The organism is Jannaschia pagri, from assembly GCF_019655435.1.
In the GTDB taxonomy this organism is placed as follows: domain Bacteria; phylum Pseudomonadota; class Alphaproteobacteria; order Rhodobacterales; family Rhodobacteraceae; genus Jannaschia; species Jannaschia pagri.
Window position 1 is genome coordinate 545,834 of sequence record NZ_BPFH01000001.1, and the last position, 23,759, is coordinate 569,592.

Consider the following 23,759-nt stretch of genomic DNA (forward strand, 5'->3'; position numbering starts at 1 on the left):
GCTAGGCTGTTCCCGTGGAGATGGGGACAGCCATGCGCTTCAGCGCCTTAGAGATCATCAAGCAAGGTCTGATCGGCAACACTGGATGGCGGCCCCATTGGCGCTCCCCCCAACCCAAATCCGAATACGATATCCTCATCATCGGAGGCGGCGGGCATGGCCTGGCGACGGCGTATTACCTCGCGCGCGAGCATGGGCTCTCTAACATCGCGGTCTTGGAAAAAGGATACCTTGGCGGCGGCAATGTGGGCCGCAACACCACCATCGTGCGCGCCAACTACGGGATGCCAGGCAATTCGGAGTTCTACTCCCACTCCCTTAAGCTTTGGGAAGGGCTGGAACAGGAGTTGAACTACAATGCCATGATGTCTCAGCGCGGCATCTATAACCTGTTCCATTCCGATGGCCAGCGCGACGCCTATGCCCGCCGGGGCAACACGATGATCACCCAAGGCGACGACGCGGAGCTGTTGGATCGGGACGCCGTCCGCAAGCGTCTGCCCTATCTGGACCACGACAACGCCCGCTTCCCCGTGTTGGGCGCGCTGTACCACGGTCGGGGCGGTACGGCGCGGCACGATGCGGTCGCATGGGGGTTTGCCCGCAGCGCAGACCAACGCGGCGTCGACCTTATCCAGACCTGCGAGGTGACGGGCATCGACATCGACAAGGGCCGCGTGACAGGTGTGCAAACCACGCGCGGTGCGATCCGTGCCAAGACGGTCGGGATCGTGGTCGCGGGACGATCCTCGCAAGTCGCCGCCATGGCTGGCCTGCGCCTCCCCATCGAAAGCCATATCCTCCAGGCCTTCGTGACCGAGGGGCTAAAGCCCTGCATCGACACGGTGGTCACCTTCGGCATGGGGCACTTCTACATCAGCCAATCGGACAAGGGCGGTTTGGTGTTTGGCGGGGATCTGGATTTCTATGCCAGCTATGCCGCCCGCGGGAACCTGCCCATGGCCGAACATGTGATGGAGGCTGGCATGGCGCTGATGCCGATGATCGGCCAGGCCCGCGTGCTGCGATCTTGGGGCGGGATTATGGATATGACGCCCGACGGATCCCCGATCATCGACAAGACCCCCATCGAAGGGCTCTATCTGAACGCGGGCTGGTGTTACGGCGGCTTTAAGGCTGTGCCCGGCTCTGGCTATAGCTTTGCCCATCTGCTCGCCACGGGGACCCACCACGCGCCCGCCGCGCGCTTCCGATTGGACCGCTTCGCCCGGGGCGACGTGATCGACGAGGAAGCCACCGGGTCCCAGCATAACCTGCACTGATGCCACGCGCCGCAAACATAGGCCGTCCCTGGCGCCGCTTGGACCAGCCCACGGCGGGCCATCTTGGCACCGTCGTACGCCGCGCTGACCGCTCCGGCGCCGCCTCCGCACCGCTGGCTCGCGTCAAACGAGGTCCCGTCCCATGCGCCTGACCTGTCCAGTGTGCGGTGACCGCGACCGGCGTGAGTTCACCTACCTCGGCCATGAGACCTATCTGCACCGCCCCCCCGCCGGCGCCCCGGCGGAAGCCTGGGATGCGTACCTGCACCTGCGCGACAATCCGGCGGGTCTGACACGGGAGCTTTGGCACCATGGATCAGGATGCGGGGCTTGGCTGTTGGTGGAGCGGGACACGGTCACCCATGACATCCTTTCGGTGCGCCTCGCGCGGGAAGACACCGCATGAGGATCGACGACAAGGGCCTGATCGACCGCGGCCGTCCCCTGCGGTTCACCTTCGACGGCAAGCCGATCCAAGCGTTTCACGGGGACACCGTCGCCTCGGCTCTGCTGGCAAATGGCATTCGCTTGATGGGGCGGAGCTTCAAGTACCACCGTCCGCGCGGCCCCCTGACCGCGGACAGCGCCGAGCCGAACGCCCTGGTGACGGTTCATAGGGGTCCGCGCGCGATCCCCAACACGCGTGCCACGGTGCAGGAGGTCTTTGATGGGTTGACCGTGCGCAGCCAGAACGCCTGGCCCTCGCTCCGATACGACGTGATGCAGGCCAACGACCTGCTGGCGCCCTTCCTCGGGGCGGGGTTCTACTACAAGACGTTCATGTGGCCCAAAGCCGCTTGGGAAAAGCTCTATGAGCCGGTGATCCGGCGCGCGGCTGGGCTGGGCGCCCTCCCAGGGGGCGCAGACCCGTGGCAACAAGAAAAGGCCTTTGCCCAATGCGACGTGCTGGTGGTGGGCGGCGGACCCGCCGGGCTGATGGCGGCGTGCACCGCCGTGGAGGCGGGGGCGGATGTGATCTTGGCCGATGAGAGCGACCGCCTGGGTGGACGGCTCCTGACCGAAGACACACAGATCGATGGTCACGCTGGATACGCCTGGGCCGAGGCCATGGCCGCCGAACTGCAAGCAAAAGGCGTCCGGATCCTCACCCGAACGACCGTCACGGGCGCCTATGACGGCGGCACCTATGGCGCGTTGGAGCGGGTTAGCCACCACGTCGCCGACCCCCACCCTGACCTGCCGCGCGATTGTTTTTGGCGGATCGCCGCGCGACGTTGCGTGCTGGCGGCGGGCGCGCTGGAACGGCCCATTGCCTTCCCCATGAACGACCGCCCGGGCGTCATGCTCGCCTCAGCGGTGCGGGCCTACTTGCACCGATGGGGCGTGGCCCCTGGCCAACGGATTGCGGTTTTCACCACCTGTGACGACGGCCACCGCACGGCCACGGACCTCAGCGCTGCTGGCGTGGAGGTTGCGGCTGTCATTGACCCGCGCGCCGACGCGCCACCGGGCGCAATCCGGGGCGAGGTGGTCTCGACCCAGGGACGCCTCGGTCTCACGGGCATCACCATCCGCTCGGACGGCGGCTTGCGGCAGGTCGCGTGCGACGCGCTGGCGGTGTCGGGCGGTTGGAACCCCACGGTGCATCTGACGTGTCACATGGGCGCGCGCCCCACGTGGGATGCGACCCTGGCCACCTTTGTGCCCACCGCCGATGCCGTGCCTGGCATGTCGGTGGCAGGCGCCGCCGCCGGTGTTTTCACGACCTCCGGCGCGCTTGAGACGGGACGGGACATCGCCAAGGCGGCGCTCGCAGCCCTCGGCGGCAGACGGGTTCGCATCCACATACCGACCGCCGATGAGACGCCCCCCCGTCAAATCGCCCCTCTGGCCGTCGAGGCCCCAGACACCGCGCGACACCGCGCCTGGCTGGATTTTCAGAACGATGTGACGGTTAAGGACGTGCGGCAAGCGGCCAAGGAGAACTTTATCTCGGTCGAGCACATGAAGCGCTACACGACCCAGGGAATGGCCACGGACCAGGGCAAGAACTCCAATGTCGGGGCCTTGGCCGTGCTTGCCGACGCAACAGGGCGTGGCATTCACCAGACCGGTGTCACGACCTTTCGCCCGCCCTTCGTCCCCGTCCCCATCGGGGCCATGGGCGCGGGCGGGACCGGCGCGGGCTTTGCCCCCGAACGCCGCATCACCGCGGATCAGCCCATGCGCGACCGGGGCGCGCCGATGATCGAAACCGGCCTCTGGTATCGTCCCGGATGGTTCCCAAAGGCGGGCGAAGACTGGCTGGCGGCCTGCACGCGCGAAGCCGCCATGGTACGAAGGTCGGTCGGCGTGGCCGACGTCTCGACCCTGGGAAAGATCGACATCCAAGGGCCCGACGCCGCCAAGCTGCTGGACTTCGTCTATACCAATACCTTTTCGACCCTGAGGGAGGGCCGCGTGCGCTATGGCCTTATGCTGCGCGAAGACGGCCACGTCATGGACGACGGAACCACCGCGCGACTGGGGCCAAAGCACTATGTGATGACCACGACCACGGCCGCCGCAGGTCAAGTGATGACACATCTGGAGTTCGTCACCCAATGCCTGCACCCCGAGTGGGACGTTGCCATCCTCTCGACAACAGAAGCCTGGGCGCAGGTCTCCGTCGCAGGCCCCAAAGCGCGCGACCTTGTGCAATCCGTCGTAGCGGAGCCGGTCACGGCAGAGACCTTCCCCTTCATGGCCTGCGGCACCGTAACCATCCTTGGCGTTCCCGGTCGGTTGTTTCGCATCAGCTTCAGTGGCGAACATGCCTATGAGGTCGCGGTGCCCAGCCGATATGGCGCGGCGCTCTGGCAAGATCTGGTGGCGCGGGCCGAGGACATGGACGGCGGCCCCTATGGGATGGAGGCGCTGAACGTCCTCCGCATCGAGAAAGGATTCGTGACACATGCCGAAATCACGGGCCGCGTGACGGCCTTCGACATTGGGATGGACCGCATGATCTCCGCCAAGAAGGATTGCATCGGCAAAGATGCCAGCCGCCGCCCGGCCCTCCTGACCGACCGGGAGGAGATGGTCGGCCTGCGCGCCACGGACGGGGGCAGCCTCACCGCTGGGGCGCATCTCTTTGGCCTGACCACGCCGCTGCGGCCTGAGAGCGATCAGGGCTATGTCACCTCCGCCTGTCACTCCCCGACCCTCGGTCGGTCCATCGGGCTTGGCTTCCTGCGCAATGGTCGGGCCCGCTTGGGGGAGCGGCTGCGCATGGTCGATCACCTGCGCGATCAGCGGTGCGAGGTCGAGGTGACGGCCCCCGTCCACGTGGACCCGGACGGGGGACGCGCCCGTGACTGACCTCACTGCCCACGATCCAGCCGAAGACCTGCTACCGCTGCACCATGGCGACGTCCGGCTGTCCACATATCGACCGGAGGCGATCACGTCACTCATGCCCCTGCGCGGCGCCGCCATCGCGATCCCAGACCCGGGCCGGGCGGAGGCGATGCTCGGCGGTCTGCTGCTGTGGTCCGGGCGCAACCAGGGGATGTTGCTCGGTCCACCCCCGGCGAACTTGGACAAGGTCGCAATGACCGATCAATCCGACGCCTGGACCATCCTGCGCCTAGAGGGGCCTGGCGTGGATCAGGTCCTATCGCGCCTCACGCCGCTGGATCTGAACCCCGCCATATTCAAACCGGGCCGCACGGCGCGCAGTCTGCTGGGCCACATGAACGCGCTGTTCCATAGGCGCGACGCCGAGATCTTCGACATCTGGGTCTTTCGCTCCATGGCGGGATCAGCGATTCACGACATTGAACGTGCCATGCGCGGTCTTGCCGCCCGCCAGACGCTCTAACGCAGGCGTTCCTGTCCGTCGAAGACCGACGAGGTCTCGACGCCCATGGTCACACCACCGATGACTGTCGCCGCCAGGCCCAACAGGGCCACAACCATGACGATCACGGGGAATGGCACACTGCCCGTCTCGTCGCAGGCGCGCGCCCGCATGTTCACCAACCAATTCATATGCGTGTCATGGCGGGGCTCAGTGAAACGCCGATGGAGCCGCCACGACCGTCCCGCGAAATTTCGGTGGCCACATTTGGACACGGGCCGTTCTGGACTCTGCCCCCCCGCGCACCGATATTCGAGAGATGCGTTTGCCCGACAGTTTCTTTGATGAGATCCGCAACCGGCTCAGCCTGTCCCAGGTGGTCGGGCGCAAGGTCGTCTGGGACATGCGCAAGACCAATCAGGCCAAAGGCGACTGGTGGGCGCCCTGCCCCTTCCACCAGGAGAAATCCGCCAGTTTTCATGTGGTTGACGACAAGGGGTATTACTACTGCTTCGGCTGCCAGGCGAAGGGCAACATCTTCAAGTTTGTGCAGGAAACCGAAAACGTCAGCTTCATGGAATCGGTCGAAATCCTGGCGCGTGAGGCCGGGCTTCCGATGCCCGCCCGCGACCCGAAGGCCGCCGAGGTGGCCGACCGTCGCACGGAACTGGCCAAGGTCACCGAAGCGGCAACAAAGTGGTTCCGGCTGCAACTCAATACCGGCGCCGCCGCCGAGGCCCGCGCCTATCTGGACCGTCGCGGCCTGCACCGTGAAACGGTGGAGCGGTTTGAGATCGGCTTTGCCCCCAGCACGTCGGATGCGCTGATCCAAGACCTGACGGCCAAGGGCATCCCCTATGACATGCTGGAGGCCACGGGCCTCGCCGTCACCGAGGACGGGCGCGGCAGGCGCGACCGCTTCATCAACCGGATTATCTTTCCCATCCGCGACGCCCGCGACCGCGTCATCGGCTTTGGCGGGCGGGCCATGAACCCCAATGCGCGGGCGAAGTACCTGAACTCCCCCGAGACGGAGCTGTTCGACAAGGGCGCCAACCTCTACAACTTGCGGGCTGCCCGGCAGGCGGCGGGCAAGGGGCATCCCTTCGTCGTGGCCGAAGGGTACATGGATGTGATCGCCCTGCACCAGGCGGGGTTCGAGGCCGCGGTGGCCCCCCTAGGCACCGCCGTGACCGAGCGCCAGTTGGCCATGATGTGGAAAGTCACGCCCGAGCCCTTGATCGCTCTGGACGGTGATGCCGCTGGCCAAAAGGCCGGTCTGCGCGTGGCAGACCTGTCCCTGCCGCTGATCGCCGCGGGACAATCCCTGCGCTTCGCGGTCCTGCCCCAGGGCCAAGACCCGGACGATCTGATCCGTGCCGAGGGTCCAAGTGCGATGCAGCGCGTCTTGGATGGCGCACGCTCCATGCTGTCGCTCCTGTGGGCGCGCGAAATCGAGGGGAAATCCTTCGACAGCCCCGAGCGCCGCGCCATGCTGGACCGCGACCTGCGCAGCCTGCTGGGCCGGATCAAGGACTCCAGCCTGCGCAAACAATATCGTGCCGAAGTGGCTCGCAAGTGGACAGAGCTGTTTGACTTACCGTTTGACGGCTCGCTGGACCCCAGTCCGTCAGCCACGCTTGACCCCACGGCTTATGACGCGCCAACCCACGACGGCGTTACTGTCTATGACGCTACCCCGGCACCAACGCCCCGTCCTCGCATATGGCGTGACCGCCACACACCAGCCCCGGCCAAATCGGTCACACGAAATTCGCCCATCGCCCAAGGAAGCCTTAACCCTGACACAGTGCTGGAACAGGTGGCGCTTGCGGGGTTGGTTTTGCATCCCGCGTTGCTGGAGGAGTTCACCGCCACGCTGGAGGATATGACCTGGTCAACAGATCAGACCGCGCGCATCGCGCTGGCCCTGTTGGATGTCCCAGCCGGGGCCGATACGGCGACGGTCCGACGGGAAATGTCTCAAAATTTAGACGAAGATACACTTGATCGCTTGCTTGCTCAGCCCCAGGTGTCCATTTCACCTATCGCCAAATCGGGTGCCACCTCCGAAACGGCCAGACGCTGCATTCTCGACGTCCTCAACCGTTTAGCAGCGCGGCGCGGGGTCGACCGGGAGCGTCATGAGGCTATTGAGGATATCGTTGAGGGCGCAGACGAGGGGATAACGTGGCGTTTGGCAGAGTCGACGCGTTGGCTCGAAGCGGCCAACAAACCAGCAGAGGGGACCGAGGACAGCCTGTCCGAAACCTCCAACGCGGCCCACTACGATAGCCTTTTGGCCACGCCGAAAGGGAAGACACGCAAAGACGGGTGATTCGGGGTGCGGCCCCCGACGATTCGCGCTAGTGATTCGTAATTCGCCTGGATTATATGGAATCACCCGCCGGAGGAGCGTCAGAGATGGCCAAAGACACCGACGACCAGAAGCAGGACAATGAGGGCGATATCTCCCTCGATATGAGCCAGGCGGCCGTCAAACGCATGATCGCGGAAGCGCGCACGCGCGGCTACATCACCTACGATCAGCTGAACCAGGTGTTGCCGCCGGAACAGGTGTCCTCCGAGCAAATCGAAGACGTGATGTCCATGCTGTCCGAGATGGGCATTAACATCATCGAAGCCGAAGAAGCCGAGGACGAAGAAGAAAAGCCCCAGGGCTCCACCGCTGTCGTCGACGCCTCGAAAAAGGGTGGCGATGTCGCAACCACGGACGGCCCCGCCGAAAAGCTGGACCGCACCGACGATCCCGTCCGCATGTACCTGCGCGAGATGGGCTCGGTTGAGCTGCTGTCGCGCGAGGGCGAAATCGCCATCGCGAAGCGGATCGAGGCCGGGCGCAACACGATGATCCTGGGGCTTTGTGAAAGCCCCCTGACCTTCCAGGCGATTACGATCTGGCGCGACGAACTTCTGTCCGAAGACATCCTCCTGCGCGATGTTATCGACCTCGAGACGACCTTCGGCGACCAGATGGGCGACGATGACGAAACCTCAGTCGTGGGCGCCGCTGCCACCGCGCAGCCCGCCAACGACAACAAGGCCGAGGCCAAGCAGGAGTTGGATGCCGACGGTAACCCGATCAGCTCCGACGATGACGACGACGAAGACGACGGCGCGAACATGTCGCTCGCCGCGATGGAGGCCGCGCTTAAGCCCCGCGTCTTGGAGACCCTCGACCGTATCGCCGACGACTACGCGAACCTAGCCGAGATGCAGGACCTGCGGATCAGCGCGACGCTGAACGAAGACGACAGCTTCTCCGACAAGGAGGAGGCGACCTATCAGGCCCTCCGCTCCGAAATCGTTGAACTGGTGAACGGTCTGCACCTGCACAACAACCGGATCGAAGCGCTGATCGACCAGCTTTACGGCATCAACCGCCGGATCATGTCCATCGACTCGGGCATGGTGAAGCTGGCCGACCAGGCCCGCATCAACCGCCGCGAATTCGTCGAGGCTTATCGCGGCCAAGAACTCGACCCCACCTGGGTCGAGCGGATGATGGAAAAGCCCGGCCGCGGCTGGCAGGCCCTGTTCGACCGCAACCGTGCCAAGGTCGAGGAACTGCGCGGCGACATGGCCCAGGTCGGCCAATACGTCGGCGTCGACATAACCGAATTCCGCCGCATCGTGAACCAGGTCCAGAAGGGCGAGAAAGAAGCCCGTCAGGCCAAAAAGGAAATGGTCGAGGCGAACCTGCGCCTCGTGATCTCCATCGCCAAGAAGTACACGAACCGTGGCCTGCAATTCCTGGATCTGATCCAGGAGGGCAATATCGGCCTGATGAAGGCCGTCGATAAGTTCGAGTATCGTCGCGGCTATAAGTTCTCGACCTATGCCACCTGGTGGATCCGCCAGGCGATCACCCGGTCTATTGCCGACCAGGCCCGCACGATCCGTATTCCGGTCCATATGATCGAGACGATCAACAAGCTGGTCCGCACAGGTCGCCAGATGCTGCACGAAATCGGCCGGGAACCGACGCCCGAGGAACTGGCCGCCAAGCTGCAGATGCCGCTGGAAAAAGTCCGCAAGGTGATGAAAATCGCCAAGGAACCGATCTCCCTTGAGACGCCCATCGGGGACGAGGAAGACAGCCAGCTGGGCGATTTCATCGAGGACAAGAACGCTGTTCTGCCGCTGGACTCGGCCATTCAGGAGAACCTGAAGGAGACCACGACCCGTGTGCTCGCCTCGCTCACGCCGCGCGAGGAACGTGTGCTGCGCATGCGCTTCGGGATCGGCATGAACACCGACCATACCTTGGAAGAGGTCGGCCAGCAGTTCTCGGTCACCCGCGAACGGATCCGCCAGATCGAAGCGAAGGCCCTGCGGAAGCTCAAGCACCCAAGCCGGAGTCGGAAGCTGCGGTCGTTCCTAGATCAGTGAGCGACGGCGGCACGCCGACACCACAACGGCTGATACTTCTGCGCGTGGTCGCGGCGTGGATGAGAGTATCGGTCATTGTCTTTTCTCTTATAGTCGGGGCATTTTTCATTTCGGTGTTCCTTCGCCCGTCGGACCCTCCGTTTCTCGTGTCCTCGGCTTACATTGAATACTGGAAGGTGCCTGCTTACCTCATCGGACTGGCAATAGGAGCCATTTGCGCCGCTATCCTTCTTGTGCCGAAGTCCCTTCGACTAGAGTTAACGCGACACACTTCCTTGCCCGCTCCGGACCCGAGACGTGAAGTCAAATCAGTCTATGGCAAAGCCTTTTACGCATTGGTTCTGGTCGTTATCATGGCCTTTGCAGTGAAAGAGATGATTTTGGAGGCATTCCCCTATTGGTTCTCTTCAGGCCAGGGGATTGAAAGGACGGAGGTCGTCTTCATGGGTTACCCCGTCTCTCAAAAAATGGGCGACGGCTGGCGTCTTGTAGCGGTCAATGGACACCGGCGCCTCGTACCTATCAGATCCCGTCTCCTACGGCATTGCCTGTCTGACGGGTCCCAGCTCACCCTGACAGGCGAAGAAGGAAGTTATGGCATGTACGTCCACAGCCTGGTCGCCTTAGACAGCAGGCACAGAGACATGATCGAGATCGATTTCCTACAGGGAACCTATCGAGTTCCAAACAGGTGTACGTAAAGGACGCGTCGTGCCATGAATCTTCTAAAGAAACTCTTCAGCGGCGGGCCAAAAGAGCCGCCTGCTCCCGCCTCCGTGGACTACCAGGGCTATAAGATCACGCCCGCACCAGAGAAGACCGGGGCCGAATACCGCATCGGTGCGATGATCGAGAAGGATGGCAAAACCCATCACCTGATCCGGGCGGATACGCTGCGGGATGCGGATGCCGCCTCTGACGCGTCCATCGCGAAGGCACAGCAGATGATTGACCACCTGGGCGACCGCCTCTTCAACTGAGCGGCCTCCTGAGGCTTTTGGTCCCATTGAGACGACGCTGAAGCGCCCCACGTTTGGGTCACACAGTTCTAATTCCCTTTAGACCATGCCCCATCCCATTCCCACGACTGACCTCGCCCCGCCCCTCCGTCAGGCCCTTAAGGGCCATGATGTGATCGTGTTCGACGGGGAATGCGTCCTCTGTTCACGCTTCTTCCGATTTGTCCTGCGCCACGACAAACAGAGCCGCTTTCGTTTCGTGACGGCGCAGTCGCCCCTGGGTCAGGCGCTCTATGGTGACTTGGGCCTGCCGACCGATGACTTTGAGACCAACCTCGTCATCGTCAACAACCAGATCCATCAACGGCTCAACGCTTTTGCTGCTGCGATGTCGGCGCTCGGCTGGCCCTGGCGAGTTCTGGCGAGCGCCCGATATGTCCCCGAACCTCTGTCCTCCACGCTGTACCACGCCATCGCACGCCGCCGGTATCGCATCTTTGGCCGCTACGACCACTGTATGATCCCGACCCCAGAGGTGCGCGATCGCTTCCTCGACCTGCCGCGCGCCGCGTGACGTCGCTCTATGCGCGCGTCATGGGCGATGCCTTTGGCCATCTGCCCACGGCATTGGCCCATTTCCACGGGGGCACAGGGCGGTGGTCCGGAACCGCTCACCTGCGGCAAGGGTCACGTCTGGCCCGAGGTGCCGCGCGCCTTGCCGGCTACCCTGATACCTCAGGCCCCGTACCGCTCGTCCTGACGATCACAGCCGATGGCGACACGGAGACTTGGCAGAGGGCGTTCGATGGCCACACCGTCACCACGCGGCAGAGGCAAGCAGGACCGGAGCACATCGCGGAGACCGTTGGCCCCAGCACGCTTTTGATGCGCCCCACGGTCAGCGGCCGTGCCTTAACCATGGGCGTCACTGGCAGTCGGCTAGGTCCCCTTCCCCTACCGCCCGTATTACACGGTGGTGGCCGCGAAGAGGCGGACGGCGACAGCATCCACTTCGACGTGACCGCCCATGTCACTGGAATTGGTCTGCTCATAGGATACGCCGGGACCCTATCTCCGGAGTGATCCCATGCACACGACCTTTACCATTCAAACGCGCGGCCCCGGCCTGACGGAGATCACCCGCGATGTTGCGGCTTGGTTGCCCGATGGCAGCGGGCTGCTGACACTGTTCATCCGCCATACCTCGGCCAGCTTGCTGATCCAGGAAAACGCGGACCCAGAGGTTCGGCCTGACCTCACCGCATTCCTGCGCCGGCTCGCCCCGCCGACAACGGACCCAAGCATGGCTTACCTGACCCATACATATGAGGGCCCAGACGATATGCCGGGCCATATCAAGTCCATGCTCCTGCCGACCAACTTAAGCATTCCGGTCATCGATGGGCGAATGGTTCTGGGCACGTGGCAGGGCATCTACGTGGTCGAACACCGGGATCGTCCGCACAGCCGGGACGTGGTCGCCCACTTCTTGCGGGATGTTGCATAGCTCTGCGACGCCTGGACTTCGGACGTAAGCGGTCCCGGCTGAATTCACCGACGCGCGCCTGCATCCCGCACCCAAGGTGACAGCCGAGTGACGGGTTACGGCACTGACGGCGAGAAAGCCGACCAACACAGTCGTATGGACCGTCGCGCGCGCCCCACGCGGCTTCCCCGTCCAGCCTGAACCAAGCGAGCACTGCCGCCCCCTACAGCTCGACCTTGCGCTGCCAATGGAAACCGAGGAACGGCCCTTGAGACCTCGGTCACGACAAAGGCGCCAGCGTGAGAGTGCCACAGCGCAGACCCGAGCACATCCTAACGGGCCACGCGAACGATCACATCCTGCGCACGGCACGGTTAGCGACCAGCCACCTGCAAATGGATCCCGACGTCCCGCGTCCCGCGCCACCAGACGACTTGCGCCCCTTACCCTACGCCGCTGGCCACCATCCGGCGCAATGCGCAACCACCCCGATCGCTCCACGCGACAGCCATGCCGTGCCGTGGCCTGCGAGCCTAGCGGACGCCCGACCCAACTCCGCGTCACCGCCTAAGCCACCGAGCGACTATCCTGCCCACCAACCTGCTCGATCAGGCCAAGCGCCTCTCGGACGATGTGCTGATTGGCCGCCGAGCCGTCGATGGCCGCTTGGTCTTGGTCGTCCAACTCGGACAACCGTTGCAGCAGGCCACGCACCTCAGCCCCGTCCCGATCCAAGTCTTTTCGCAGACCTTCGACCATGGCCCGCGCCGCCGTTGAACTTTGCCGCGATGTGGCCAGCGTCTCAACAACCGTCACATTGGCCGACATCAGCGCCTCCATCGGGTCCTGCGTCCCCAGCACACGATCCCGCATGGACGCCAATTGCTGGGCCAGCTTGACGATGAGGTCATCAATCAGCTTCGCGCGGGTGCTCGATTGCTCCGACAGGGCCTGCATCTCTCGGGCAACCACAGCAAACCCTAGCCCCGCCTCGCCAGCGCGGGCCGCTTCGACCGATGCGTTAATCGCCAGCAGTCGAGCAAGGCGCGCAATGTTTGACACGGCCCGCGCGTGCCCCTCCACGTCAATAAGCGCCTGCTGCAAAGCCGCTTCGTCGTTGAGCAGCTTGTCCATATGGTCTCGCACCGCCACTGCCCGATGGCCCAGAACCTCTGCCTGGTTTTGGAGAGTCTCCACTCGCTCCCCTGCGCCACGAAAGTAGGCTCCTAACTCGGTCTGTCGCGCCAGGAGACCATCGAACCGATCCTGAACCCCCGCCACATCCGCCAAAACCGCACGCGTCTGATCCCGCCGCTGATGGGCGGCGCGGTTGACCCGTTGCGCATTGCCCAGAATGGTTCGCAACAGGGTGCCTAGACGTCCAAGGGCAGTGTCCGCGACCATCGCATCTCTCCGTCAGCACTGTCTCGGACTTAGCCCAACGGATTTAATGGCCGATTAACGGGCGTCTGACCCTTGCCAACACCATCCATGGGGCGGCACAGTGTTGTCGCACCAAGGACTGGTTCCCGCTGCCACATATGGCGGGGCCTCGGGCCACCGGAGACGTAATATGCGCTGCCCTTTCTGTGGAAACGTGGACACTCAGGTCAAGGACTCGCGACCGGCTGAGGATCACGTGGCCATTCGCAGACGCCGATCCTGCCCGGCCTGCGGTGGGCGGTTCACAACCTACGAACGGGTCCAGCTGCGCGACTTGGTGGTCATCAAAACAACGGGCAAGCGGGAGGAGTTCGACCGCGACAAGCTGGAACGCTCCATCCGGATTTCCATGCAAAAGCGGCCCGTCGACCCGGAGCGGATCGACCAGATGATTTCCGGGATCGTGCGGCGGCTGGAAAGCATGGGCGAGACGGATATTCAGTCCAAGGCCATCGGCGAGATCGTCATGGAAAGCCTGGCCCGGATCGACACCGTTGCCTATGTGCGGTTTGCAAGCGTTTACAAGAACTTCCAAGCGGCTGACGACTTCGAGGATTTCGTGTCCGAACTGCGCCCCCCCACCCCGACATCGTGACACCCGAAGACGATCGCCGCTGGATGGATGCGGCCCTGGCCCTGGCCGCGCGCGGGCTCGGACGGACATGGCCCAACCCCACCGTGGGCTGCATTATCGTCGCTGAGGGGCGCATGGTGGGACGGGCTCGCACGGCGGACGGCGGGCGCCCCCATGCGGAACCACAGGCCCTGGCACAGGCGGGCGACCACGCTCGGGGTGCCACCGCTTATGTCACCTTGGAGCCCTGCGCCCACCATGGCCAAACCCCGCCCTGCGCCGAAGCCCTCATCGCGGCTGGCGTGGCCCGCGTGGTCGTGGCCCAACAAGACCCGGATCCCCGGGTGGATGGCGGCGGGCTGGCCGCGCTGCGCCAGGCCGGGATTGCCGTCACCACGGGCGTCTGCGTGGACCAGGCCCAGCGGCTTCAAGCCGGGTTCCTGACCAGGCAACGGCTCGGACGGCCCCTGGTGACCCTCAAACTGGCGACCACGCTGGATGGTCGCATCGCGACGGCCAACGGGGAAAGCCAGTGGATCACCGGACCCACGGCGCGCGCCCATGTCCACGGGCAACGGGCGCAGCATGATGCGGTTCTTGTCGGCGCGGGAACCGCACGGACCGACGACCCGCGCCTCACGGTTCGGGGCCTGGGACCGCGCCCGCAACCGGTGCGGCTTGTCCTGTCCCGCCGCCTGGATGTCCCAACGGACAGCGCCCTGACGCGCAGCACTGACACGGCCCCGGTGTGGATGCTCCACGGTCCCGACGCGCCAGAGGACAAGCGACGGGTCCTGACCGAAGCCGGCGCGCGCTTGCTGGTGGTTCGAACCCGACAGGGGGGGCAGTTGGATCTGGAGGATGCGCTGAGACTCCTGGGGGATATGGGCCTGACGCGGGTCTACTGCGAGGGCGGCGGCACGCTTGCGGCGGCGCTTCTGTCGGCCGACCTGGTGGATCGGCTGGACTGCTACACCGCTGGCGCCGCCATTGGCGCCGAAGGCCGCCCCGCACTGGGCGCCATGGGTTTGGCCCATTTGTCAGAGGCGCCTCGCCTCCGTCTATCGGACAGTCGCAGCCTCGGCGGCGATGTGCTGCATCGTTGGACCCGGCCAGAAACGTCTGCATAGAAAACTTGCTTGCGACCTATCGCGCGCCCGACACCGGCGGCTGCCACATCTAACACGGACGCCCCGGCGGGACGGATCTCTTCCCACAAGCCCGAACCAATGGTTAGTCTGACGGCATTCGACACGCGTCTGGGGGAGGTGTGCCATGCCCATAGATCACGCGCTCACCGATCCGGGGCCGCGCCAGGGATGTGTTCCGCAATCGGGACGCATTGGGCGATCTGTCCGGTTTCGGCCATGCCCCAACACCCATTGTCCGCGCCCCAACGTGCGCCCTGCCGCCATTCTTAAAACCGGAGCATTGCCATGCCATCCTTTGTAATCACCACCGACACGACGGCGAACCAGGTCCTCAACACCGGAGATATCGGATTCATTGCCCCGAGCGGCGGAATTGCAACGGGGGTCACAGCCGGCGTGACCATAACCGGCAGCGACGCCTCACTCGCGGTGTTGGGCTATCTTGCGGGGCTGGGTCAAAATGCGGTCATCTCCGGTACGGAGGACGTGGATATTTCCGTCGGCAAGACGGGCTCCATAACCGCGCAAGGCGGGCTCGCGTCGGGTATTATCGCCATCCTCGATGGGACAAATTCATCCTTCCGACTGTCAAATGAAGGGCTTATCCAATCCTTCAACGAAGAAGCGGTCACCACTGGCTTTATCTCTGCGACGTCACGGTCAGAGGTCGATATCTCGAACAGCGGACGGATCATTGGAGACAACGTCAGCCTGTCGCTTGCCGTTCGCTTTGGCAGTATTTCCGTGACAAACGACGGTTGGATCGAGGGAACCGGGGGCCGCGGGATCACCCTGTCAGAGGCGTTTGGCGATGGCACCCCCCACACCGTCACGAACTCAGGCACCATTCGGGGCAAGACCGAAGCGATCCAATACAACGCCTCCGACACCACGAACGGCGTGATTATCGTCAACACCGGCGAGATCTTGTCTGACGGCACGGCCATCAAGCTGGTCAATGAGAATTCCAACGACGGCGGTGTCAACCTGGTGGTCAACGACGGGCTGATCAGCGGACCAACGGCAGCAATCAACGTCGCGATGGGGACCGCCGACATCGTGAACCGAGGTCAGATGAACGGCGATGTCTCCCTAACCCTGCGCAGCGATTCGCTAACCAATACTGGAACCATCCTTGGCGATGTGAAGACCTTTGCCGGGGCGGATTCTATCAAGAACCTTGGTGTTATCCTTGGCGATATCGAGACCGGCGACGGCGGGGATACGGTGGACGTGCGCGGTGGTGTGGTTCGCGGCACCATCGACTTGGGCGCCGACGACGACCGGTTTATTACCGACACGGCTGACATGTTCGTCATTGGCGGCACAGGCCAAGACACGATCGAGGCTTGGGCCGATCAGCGTCTGTTTGACCAAACTACGGAAGTGCTGATCCTCAAGGGCACGGCAAACAGCCGAGGCGCCGGGAATGGAGGGAACGACACGATCTTCGGTAACGCGGGCGACAATGCGCTCTTTGGGTTCTCTGGGAATGACAGCCTAGATGGCGCGGACGGAAACGACAGCGTCTACGGTTCGTTTGGCAGCGATACGCTGACAGGTGGCCTGGGCGCGAACTTTGTCCATGGCGGAGCGGACGATGATTTCCTGCGATCCTTCGGTCACGCCGATACGATGGATGGTGGGACCGGCGATGATATCATCATTTCGGACCTCTTTGCCGATGGCGGGATGCTGGCCTATGGAGGTCGCGGGAACGACGACCTCATCAGCGGTATCGGCGCCGATACGATGGACGGCGGCGTTGGCAGCGATACGGTCAGCTTTCTCGGCTCAAACGACCGCGTCGTTGTGAACATCGATGTCAACTTCACCTCTGGCGGCACGGCGGAAGGGGATGTGATCTCGAACTTTGAGAACGTCACGGGGGGCAGTGGCAACGACCTGTTGGTCGGCACGGAGAGTGGCAATGTCCTAGACGGGAGCTTCGGCGACGATAGCCTGCGGGGGGAAGGTGGACAGGACACTCTGATCGGGGGCGCGGGGGCAGACACGCTCAACGGCGGCGACGGCAGCGATTTCGTGTCCTATGCGGACTCCTTTGTCCGCGTTGTTTTGAACCTTGGCGTCGGGTTCACGTCCGGCGGGGATGCCATGGGCGATTCCTTCATCAGCATCGAGAATGCCATCGGCTCCCAAGCCAATGACCGGATCGTCGGCTCTGCCGGTGACAACATCCTCTTGGGCGATAAAGGGCGCGACGCGCTTTTGGGTGGCGCGGGGGCAGATACGCTCAACGGTGGCGACGACGCGGACCAATTGACCGGGGGCGCGGGCGCCGATGTCTTTGTGATCGACGATCACTTCTCGAACTGGGTCGATACGATCCTGGATTTCGAAGACGGGCTGGACAAAATCGACCTGAGCCGTGGCGGCCAAAGGTTCAGCGACCTGACGATCCAAACATCGGGCGCGGATTTGACCATCGACGTTGCGTTCCGGGCCTACCAGATCGTTCTCAAGAACGCCGCGGCAACGACAACCCTGACGGAGGCCGACTTCATCTTCCAGTGAGGGCGCGGGCGACGGAGGCGCCGGTCCAGTGGCCTCTCTGTGTGCTAGGGGCAGCGCGCTCTTGGGTGCGCCCTGCCCCCTAGGCCCTGTTAGACGGCGGACTTGAGCGCCTCAGTCAGATCCGTCCGCTCCCAGGAGAAGCCGCCATCGGCCTCGGGCTGGCGACCGAAGTGACCATAGGCCGCCGTTCGTTGATAAATCGGGCGGTTCAGGCCCAGATGCTGACGGATGCCGCGCGGTGTCAGGTCCATCACCGAGGCGACGGCGCGTTCGATCTCGGCCTCGGGCACCTCGCCGGTGCCATGGGTGTCCACATAGATCGACAGGGGCTTGGCCACGCCGATGGCATAGCTCAACTGCAATGTCGCCCGCGTTGCCATGCCCGCGGCCACGATGTTCTTGGCAAGGTAGCGCGCCGCATAGGCCGCCGAGCGGTCCACCTTGGTCGGATCCTTACCGGAGAAGGCCCCGCCCCCATGGGGCGCCGCCCCACCATAGGTGTCCACGATGATCTTGCGCCCGGTTAGGCCCGCATCGCCATCGGGGCCGCCGATCACGAACTTGCCCGTCGGGTTCACCCACCATTCGGTCGAGGCATCCAACCAGCCCTCGGGAAGCACCTCGGTGATGTAAGGCTCCACCACGGCGCGCACGTCCTCGGAGGTCATGGTCTCGTCCAGGTGCTGGGTCGAAAGCACCACGGAGGACACGCCCACGGGCCGCCCTCCCTCATAGCGGACGGTCAACTGCGACTTGGCATCGGGACCCAGGGTCGGCTCGGTGCCGTTCTTGCGGACCTCGGCCAGGCGCCGCAGGATCGCGTGGGCGTATTGGATCGGCGCGGGCATAAGATCGGGCGTCTCATCGCAGGCATAGCCGAACATGATACCCTGATCGCCCGCGCCCTCGTCCTTATCCTCGGAGGCATCGACACCCTGGGCGATATGGGCGGATTGCTCGTGCAGCAGGTTCAGCACGTCACAGGTGGCGTGGTGAAACTTGTCCTGCTCATAGCCGATGTCCTTGATGCAGGCGCGGGCGATCTGATCGATCTTGCCCATGTAGTCTTTGAGCGTGTCCTGATCGGACAACCCGACCTCACCGCCGATGACGACCTGGTTGGTGGTCGCAAAGGTCTCACAGGCCACGCGGGCCTCTGGCTCTTCGGACAGAAAGGCATCGAGAACGGCATCGGAAATGCGGTCACAGACCTTGTCTGGATGGCCCTCGGACACGGATTCCGAGGTAAAGGAATAGGACTGGCGACTGCTCATGGGGGATGCTCCGATCAAACTGCGCAAACCCCGTCAGGAAGCCGTTGGGGTGCTGTCCCGGTGGCTAAGCCCGATCTGGCGTAACGTCCACCGTTTTCCGCCGCCCGAGCACCGATAGGCCGATCAACAGCAGCACCAGGGTCGCACCCACGACCCAATCGCCTGTCTTGACATAGACCGTTTCCGGCAGCGCGGGCGGCAAGGTCACATCCAGGTGACCCGCCCGCCCCAGCCCGAGCGTTGCCAGCACCTCACCGCGCCCATTGATCGCTGCACTAATCCCTGTATTCGCAGCCCGCACCAGGGGTAGCCCGCTCTCAGCGGCGCGAAGACGGGCCAGCGCGAGATGCTGCGCTGGCCCCGCGTAGGTTCCAAACCAAGCATCATTGGTCAGGTGCAGGATGGCCCGGGGACGCTCCACGCGCCGGATATCCTGGGGAAAGATCGCTTCGTAGCAGATCATCGGAAGCACGGCGCCCAAACCCGGCACGTCGATCAGCCGAGGGCCAGGACCGGGCGCGTAACGTCCCGCCAATTGCTTGGCCAAGGCACCGAACCCAAGGGCCTCGGCAACCCCAGGCAAGGGAAGGTATTCGCCAAATGGAACCAAGCGGTGCTTGTCATAGATCGTCTCAACCGTACCGCCGTGTCCGGTCAGCACGGCGAGGCCATTCCGGGGAGCGCCCGCCTCGTCATACCGCTGCACTCCGATGACGATGGGCGCCCCGCCGCTGGCACGGGCCACCATGGGTCGGACGTCTCCGGACCGGCCCAGCAGTTGGGGCAAGGAGGTCTCGGGCCAGATCACCGCATCGGGAGTGCCCTCGGCCGCCGTTGCCTCCAACCCCCTTCGAAAGAAGATCCCCATCCATTCGGGGTCCCACTTCAGATGTTGCGGCGCATTGGGTTGCACCAAGCGCACGGTGGGGGCCGCCCCGGTCGCGGGGGGCGCGGACGGCAGGAGCGCCGCTAAGACAAACGGGGTCGCCAAAAGCGCTACGCCAAGCACCGCGGGCGCGGCCCGCCATCGCAGCACCAACCCAAGCCCCAGCAGCAGGCACAGCCCCAGCCCATGGGCGCCCAAACAAGCCGCTGCCGGAAGCGCCGGAGAGGCGATGAACACGTGTCCCGGCAAAGCCCAGGGGAAGCCGGTCAACACATAGGCGCGCGCCAATTCCGCCAGACAGAGCGCGACGGCCATGCCGAGCGCACCGTGCTCCAGCCGCCGTCCCAGGCCAGCCGCCGAAGCCCAGAACACGCCCATGCCCCCGGCCATGGCGATCAACCCCACGGGCGCCAAGGCCCCTGTTTGGGCGGCATCCACCAGGAAAGGCTCCACAATCCAATGCAGCGACAGGCCAAAATGCGCGGTGCCGAACAGCCATCCCGCAAGCACGGGCCGCGCTGAGGACGTCATGAGAGACAGCCCCAAGGCATACCCCCCAAGCGCCACGGGCCAGAGGCCCCAAGGCGCCTGTCCCAAGGCCGCCCCCACACCGGCAAGGATCAGCAAGACGGGGGTAACAAACCAAGTTGGAAACAGCCGTGCCATGGACGCCTCGCCTCAATCAGGATCGGGAGGCCCTGATCCCAAGAGCTCCGCGCTCTCCTTCCAACATGTCCTGGCGCGGAGGTCTTGCGAAATCGACTCACTCTGGCTTGCCGCCTCGGCACTGGGCAGCGGTGGACCCAGAAATGGGTGCGTCGCGCGCGTGGCGCAACGGGTGTATTGGCATATTTGGGGAACATCGAAAGGGCGGCGGCAAGGCTCTCGATGGAAGGTGGGTGCCAGTTCGGAGGCCGGTGGACTGGTAAGTTCCGGCTTTCCGTTTTGCGGTTTCCCCTGGTCGACGGGCTTGCCGTGCGAGGGCTGCGCCGATCGATGGACGCCCGTGACCCGAGCGGTCGTCGTGGGATCGCCTCGTCTGGAGATGTGCTGCGACTGTCTAGGCGGCGGCGGGCATTCGGAGCCGCAGGCGCTTGATCCGACGGGGATCGGCGTCCACCACTTCGATCTCGGCACCGGAGGCATGGGGAATGACCTCCCCCCGGGCGGGAACGCGGCCGGCGAGGATAAAGACCAACCCGCCCAGGGTGTCGATCTCTTCCTCGTCCTCACCCTCGATCAGTTTGAACCCGATCTCCGCTTCGAAATCCGACAGAGGCGTGCGCGCCAAGGCCAGGTAGCAGCCGGACTTTTCCTGGCGCCAGAACTTGCCTTCCTCTTGGTCGTGTTCGTCCTCGATTTCACCAATGACCTGTTCAATCAGGTCTTCCAACGTCACCAGCCCATCCACGCCGCCATATTCGTCGATGACCAAGGCCATATGGATGCGCTGCGTCTGCATTTTGGTGAGCAGCACGCCGATGGGCATGGACGGCGGCGCGTAGATCAGAGGGCGGATCAGCGGCTCCAAATCGAGCGGCTTGTCCCGATCCCCGTTGAAGCCATGGTTCAGGGACAAATCCTTGAGGTGAATCATGCCCAGGGGCTCGTCCAAGGTCCCCTGAAAGACCGGCAATCGCGTCATGCCGCTTTCACGGAACTTGGCCACCAGATCATGAAGGGAGATATCGACCGGCACGGCGACAACCTCCGCCCGAGGGATCAGAACATCGTCGAGCCGTTTCAGTCGGAGGTTCTTGAGCCCGGGCATCGCCCGTGGCGGAGAGACATCCGCGGCGACCGGCGGAGCTGCGGGGACCGACGGGGACCGCGCGCCGCCAAAGAGGCGTTTGAGAAAACCGGACCGACCTGCAGGGTCGTCTGGCGTGATGTCTGTCGTTGTGTCTTCCGTCGGCGCGCGATGCGCCGCGCTAGACGAGCCGTCGTTGTCCATCGGACCGAAGGGTCCCCCGTAAGTGACGCCGGCCATATTGCCGACTCCGACACTCTACGCGTCGGCATAGGGATCGGGAAGGCCCAATTCCTTGAGTATTTTAACTTCGAGCGATTCCATGCGCAGGGCATCGGCCTCCGTCTCGTGGTCATAGCCCAGCAAATGGAGGGTGGCATGGACCAGCAGGTGGATCACATGGGCGTCAAAGGTCTTCCCCTGTTCCGACGCCTCGCGCGCGCAGGTCTCAAAGGCAATCGCGATATCGCCGAGTTCCGGGTCATGGGTGTCGGGTGGCGGGGGCAGCTCGCCGGGAACCTCTGGTGCCCGCTCTGCCGAGGGCCAGGACAAGACATTGGTCGGGCGGGGCTTGCCCCGGAAATCCGCATTCAGGGTCGCGATACGCGCATCGTCACAGCCCAGCACCGCCACCTCCCAGGCCAAGCCACCATCCACCGTTTCGGCCAATGCCGCTGGAACGGCGACGGCGGCCAGACGCTCCAAGGCCGTCCAACGGTCGTCCTCGATCAGGACATCGACCGTCATGTGAACATCACGCCCCAGCCCGTGGGGCGATAGCCGTAGCCGAGCGCGGCCTCCGTTGTCCGACGTTCCTCCTCCAGGATCGCCTCAAGGCTTAGGCGCATCTCGGGCGTCTGCGCCTCAATCGTCTCTTCCTCGTCTTCGTCGGCCTCATAGTGTTCCACGTCATATCCGTGGTCTTCGAGCCACCCCATGAACTCCGTCGCGTCGGCCTCGGCACCGGCGACAAAATGCAGATCGAGCATCCCCTTATCCGGCGGTGTGCCCTGGCCCGTGATCTCCGCCCAAAGCACCTCGGTCGCCGCCCTTTGTGCGGCTGGGTCGTGGGTCACTCCCGCTCCTCGCGGGCCAGGCGCGCGGCTTCGCGACGGGTGTCATCGGCCTCATAGGCTTGGATAATCTTGGCCACTAAGGGGTGACGCACCACATCCGTCGCCGTGAAGTAGTTGAAGCTGATGCCGTCGGTCCCCTTCAGGATCGCTTCCGCATCGCGCAGCCCCGACTGCACCCCGCGCGGCAGATCCACCTGGGACCGGTCGCCCGTGATCGCCATGCGCGACCCCTGCCCCAGCCGGGTCAGGAACATCTTCATCTGCATGGTGGTCGCGTTCTGCGCCTCGTCCAAGATCACGAAGGCATTGGACAGGGTGCGCCCCCGCATGAACGCCAGGGGCGCAATCTCAACCCGTTTTTCTTCGCGCAGTTTCGCCAACTGCTTGCCCGGCAAGAAATCATTCAGCGCGTCGTAAAGCGGCTGCATATAGGGATCGACCTTTTCATCCTGGGTGCCGGGCAGGAAGCCCAGTTTTTCCCCCGCCTCCACCGCCGGGCGGGTCAGGATGATCCGGTCAACCTCGCCCGAGATGAACTTGGACACGGCCACCGCCACGGCGATATAGGTCTTGCCCGTCCCAGCTGGGCCAATCCCGAAGGTCAGCTCATTGTCGAGCAGCGCCTGGGTATAGGCTTTCTGGGCCTCGGTGCGGGGCTCCATCGTCTTTTTGCGGGTGCGGATTTCCAGGGGTGGCCCCGCGAACAGCTCCTTCTGATCGCCTTCTCGCGCCTCGGCCTCATCCCCGCGCAGACGGATCAACCCGTCGATCACGCCCATGCTGACGTCCTTGCCCGCCTCTAGCCGCGCATAGAGCGCGCCCAGAACGCGCTCCGCCTCGGGCGCGGCCTCACCGTGGACGATCAAGGTGTTGCCGCGATGGACGATTTGCACGCCCACCAGTTGCTCTATCTGGGCCAAATGGGCGCTGGACGGGCCAACCAGGTCGATCATCAAACGGTTGTCGGGAAAGTCGAGTTGGAGCGCGATGGCATCCAGGGCGTCAGGGGCGAGGGTTGTGGCCAAAGCGGCTCCTTCCGGTTGGTCGATCATTCGGGCCGGTCTGACCCATTGATGCGACGGTCCTGAGACAGACGCAACGGGGGCCGCGACGGTTCCGCCGCGGCC

At 64.1% G+C, this 23,759-nt stretch carries 21 protein-coding genes and 1 riboswitch; of the genes, 13 read left to right on the top strand and 8 right to left on the bottom strand.

Annotated features, from left to right (window positions below; translation table 11 throughout):
* The first annotated feature begins 32 nt into the window (after positions 1–32).
* The 4 genes from K5R33_RS02735 (at position 33) to K5R33_RS02750 (ending at position 5,106) form a co-directional block, all read left to right on the top strand.
* Positions 33–1,283, top strand: a complete 1,251-nt coding sequence (locus K5R33_RS02735) for a sarcosine oxidase subunit beta family protein (protein WP_220747425.1) — start codon at positions 33–35, stop codon at positions 1,281–1,283.
* Positions 1,284–1,425: 142 nt separating this feature from the next.
* Complete coding sequence (locus tag K5R33_RS02740; protein WP_220747426.1) at positions 1,426–1,689, top strand: sarcosine oxidase subunit delta; 264 nt, start codon at positions 1,426–1,428, stop codon at positions 1,687–1,689.
* On the top strand, positions 1,686–4,604 hold the full coding sequence (locus K5R33_RS02745) for a sarcosine oxidase subunit alpha family protein (protein ID WP_220747427.1): 2,919 nt from the start codon (positions 1,686–1,688) through the stop codon (positions 4,602–4,604). The genes K5R33_RS02740 and K5R33_RS02745 overlap by 4 nt, the downstream gene beginning before the upstream one ends.
* Complete coding sequence (locus tag K5R33_RS02750) at positions 4,597–5,106, top strand: sarcosine oxidase subunit gamma (RefSeq protein ID WP_220747428.1); 510 nt, start codon at positions 4,597–4,599, stop codon at positions 5,104–5,106. The genes K5R33_RS02745 and K5R33_RS02750 overlap by 8 nt, the downstream gene beginning before the upstream one ends.
* Here K5R33_RS02750 and K5R33_RS02755 read toward each other — a convergent pair.
* The gene (locus K5R33_RS02755) at positions 5,103–5,276 is read right to left on the bottom strand and encodes a hypothetical protein (protein WP_220747429.1); all 174 of its coding nucleotides are present in this window, start codon (positions 5,274–5,276) and stop codon (positions 5,103–5,105) included. The genes K5R33_RS02750 and K5R33_RS02755 overlap by 4 nt on opposite strands.
* A gap of 128 nt (positions 5,277–5,404) precedes the next feature.
* Here K5R33_RS02755 and dnaG point away from each other — a divergent pair, with 128 nt between their 5' ends.
* The 6 genes from dnaG to K5R33_RS02785 all read left to right on the top strand — a co-directional run bounded on the left by dnaG (position 5,405) and on the right by K5R33_RS02785 (position 11,964).
* Entirely contained in the window at positions 5,405–7,423 is a 2,019-nt protein-coding gene (gene dnaG / locus K5R33_RS02760) for a DNA primase (RefSeq protein WP_220747430.1), read from the top strand.
* An 86-nt stretch (positions 7,424–7,509) separates the two neighbouring features.
* Positions 7,510–9,498, top strand: coding sequence for an RNA polymerase sigma factor RpoD (gene rpoD / locus K5R33_RS02765; protein ID WP_220747432.1), 1,989 nt, complete (start codon positions 7,510–7,512; stop codon positions 9,496–9,498).
* Positions 9,499–10,214: 716 nt separating this feature from the next.
* Entirely contained in the window at positions 10,215–10,478 is a 264-nt protein-coding gene (locus K5R33_RS02770) for an HlyU family transcriptional regulator (RefSeq protein WP_220747433.1), read from the top strand.
* Positions 10,479–10,563: 85 nt separating this feature from the next.
* A complete protein-coding gene (locus K5R33_RS02775) occupies positions 10,564–11,031 on the top strand; it encodes a thiol-disulfide oxidoreductase DCC family protein (RefSeq protein ID WP_220747434.1) in 468 nt (155 codons plus the stop codon).
* Positions 11,028–11,540 carry a DUF4166 domain-containing protein gene (locus tag K5R33_RS02780; protein WP_220747435.1) on the top strand — a complete coding sequence of 171 codons (513 nt, stop codon included), beginning with the start codon at positions 11,028–11,030 and terminating at the stop codon, positions 11,538–11,540. The genes K5R33_RS02775 and K5R33_RS02780 overlap by 4 nt, the downstream gene beginning before the upstream one ends.
* Before the next feature lie 4 nt (positions 11,541–11,544).
* Entirely contained in the window at positions 11,545–11,964 is a 420-nt protein-coding gene (locus K5R33_RS02785; protein ID WP_220747436.1) for a secondary thiamine-phosphate synthase enzyme YjbQ, read from the top strand.
* Between the two features lie 546 nt (positions 11,965–12,510).
* Here the strand turns inward: K5R33_RS02785 and K5R33_RS02790 are convergent.
* The gene (locus tag K5R33_RS02790) at positions 12,511–13,347 is read right to left on the bottom strand and encodes a methyl-accepting chemotaxis protein (protein ID WP_220747437.1); all 837 of its coding nucleotides are present in this window, start codon (positions 13,345–13,347) and stop codon (positions 12,511–12,513) included.
* Positions 13,348–13,516: 169 nt separating this feature from the next.
* Between K5R33_RS02790 and nrdR the strand changes: the two genes are divergently transcribed.
* The 3 genes from nrdR (at position 13,517) to K5R33_RS02805 (ending at position 17,646) form a co-directional block, all read left to right on the top strand.
* A complete protein-coding gene (gene nrdR / locus K5R33_RS02795) occupies positions 13,517–13,981 on the top strand; it encodes a transcriptional regulator NrdR (protein WP_220747438.1) in 465 nt (154 codons plus the stop codon).
* Positions 13,978–15,090, top strand: a complete 1,113-nt coding sequence (gene ribD, locus K5R33_RS02800; RefSeq protein WP_220747440.1) for a bifunctional diaminohydroxyphosphoribosylaminopyrimidine deaminase/5-amino-6-(5-phosphoribosylamino)uracil reductase RibD — start codon at positions 13,978–13,980, stop codon at positions 15,088–15,090. Before nrdR ends, ribD begins: the two co-directional genes overlap by 4 nt.
* A gap of 306 nt (positions 15,091–15,396) precedes the next feature.
* A complete protein-coding gene (locus K5R33_RS02805) occupies positions 15,397–17,646 on the top strand; it encodes a calcium-binding protein (RefSeq protein ID WP_220747442.1) in 2,250 nt (749 codons plus the stop codon).
* 89 nt (positions 17,647–17,735) lie between these two features.
* On the opposite strand, the gene metK is transcribed toward K5R33_RS02805, so the two are convergent.
* From metK to K5R33_RS02835, 6 genes are all read right to left on the bottom strand, one after another.
* Positions 17,736–18,920 carry a methionine adenosyltransferase gene (gene metK / locus K5R33_RS02810; protein WP_220747443.1) on the bottom strand — a complete coding sequence of 395 codons (1,185 nt, stop codon included), beginning with the start codon at positions 18,918–18,920 and terminating at the stop codon, positions 17,736–17,738.
* Positions 18,921–18,926: 6 nt separating this feature from the next.
* A riboswitch (SAM-SAH riboswitch) is annotated at positions 18,927–18,976 on the bottom strand.
* 8 nt (positions 18,977–18,984) lie between these two features.
* A complete protein-coding gene (lnt, locus tag K5R33_RS02815; RefSeq protein ID WP_220747444.1) occupies positions 18,985–20,472 on the bottom strand; it encodes an apolipoprotein N-acyltransferase in 1,488 nt (495 codons plus the stop codon).
* Positions 20,473–20,866: 394 nt separating this feature from the next.
* Positions 20,867–21,796 (bottom strand): CBS domain-containing protein, encoded by a 930-nt coding sequence (locus tag K5R33_RS02820; protein WP_255576062.1) that lies wholly within the window; start codon positions 21,794–21,796, stop codon positions 20,867–20,869.
* 18 nt (positions 21,797–21,814) lie between these two features.
* Positions 21,815–22,303, bottom strand: coding sequence for an rRNA maturation RNase YbeY (gene ybeY, locus K5R33_RS02825; RefSeq protein ID WP_220747445.1), 489 nt, complete (start codon positions 22,301–22,303; stop codon positions 21,815–21,817).
* A complete protein-coding gene (locus tag K5R33_RS02830; protein WP_220747446.1) occupies positions 22,300–22,632 on the bottom strand; it encodes a ribonuclease E inhibitor RraB in 333 nt (110 codons plus the stop codon). Before K5R33_RS02830 ends, ybeY begins: the two co-directional genes overlap by 4 nt.
* Positions 22,629–23,684 (bottom strand): PhoH family protein, encoded by a 1,056-nt coding sequence (locus tag K5R33_RS02835; RefSeq protein ID WP_220747447.1) that lies wholly within the window; start codon positions 23,682–23,684, stop codon positions 22,629–22,631. The genes K5R33_RS02830 and K5R33_RS02835 overlap by 4 nt, the downstream gene beginning before the upstream one ends.
* Positions 23,685–23,759: the final 75 nt, after the last annotated feature.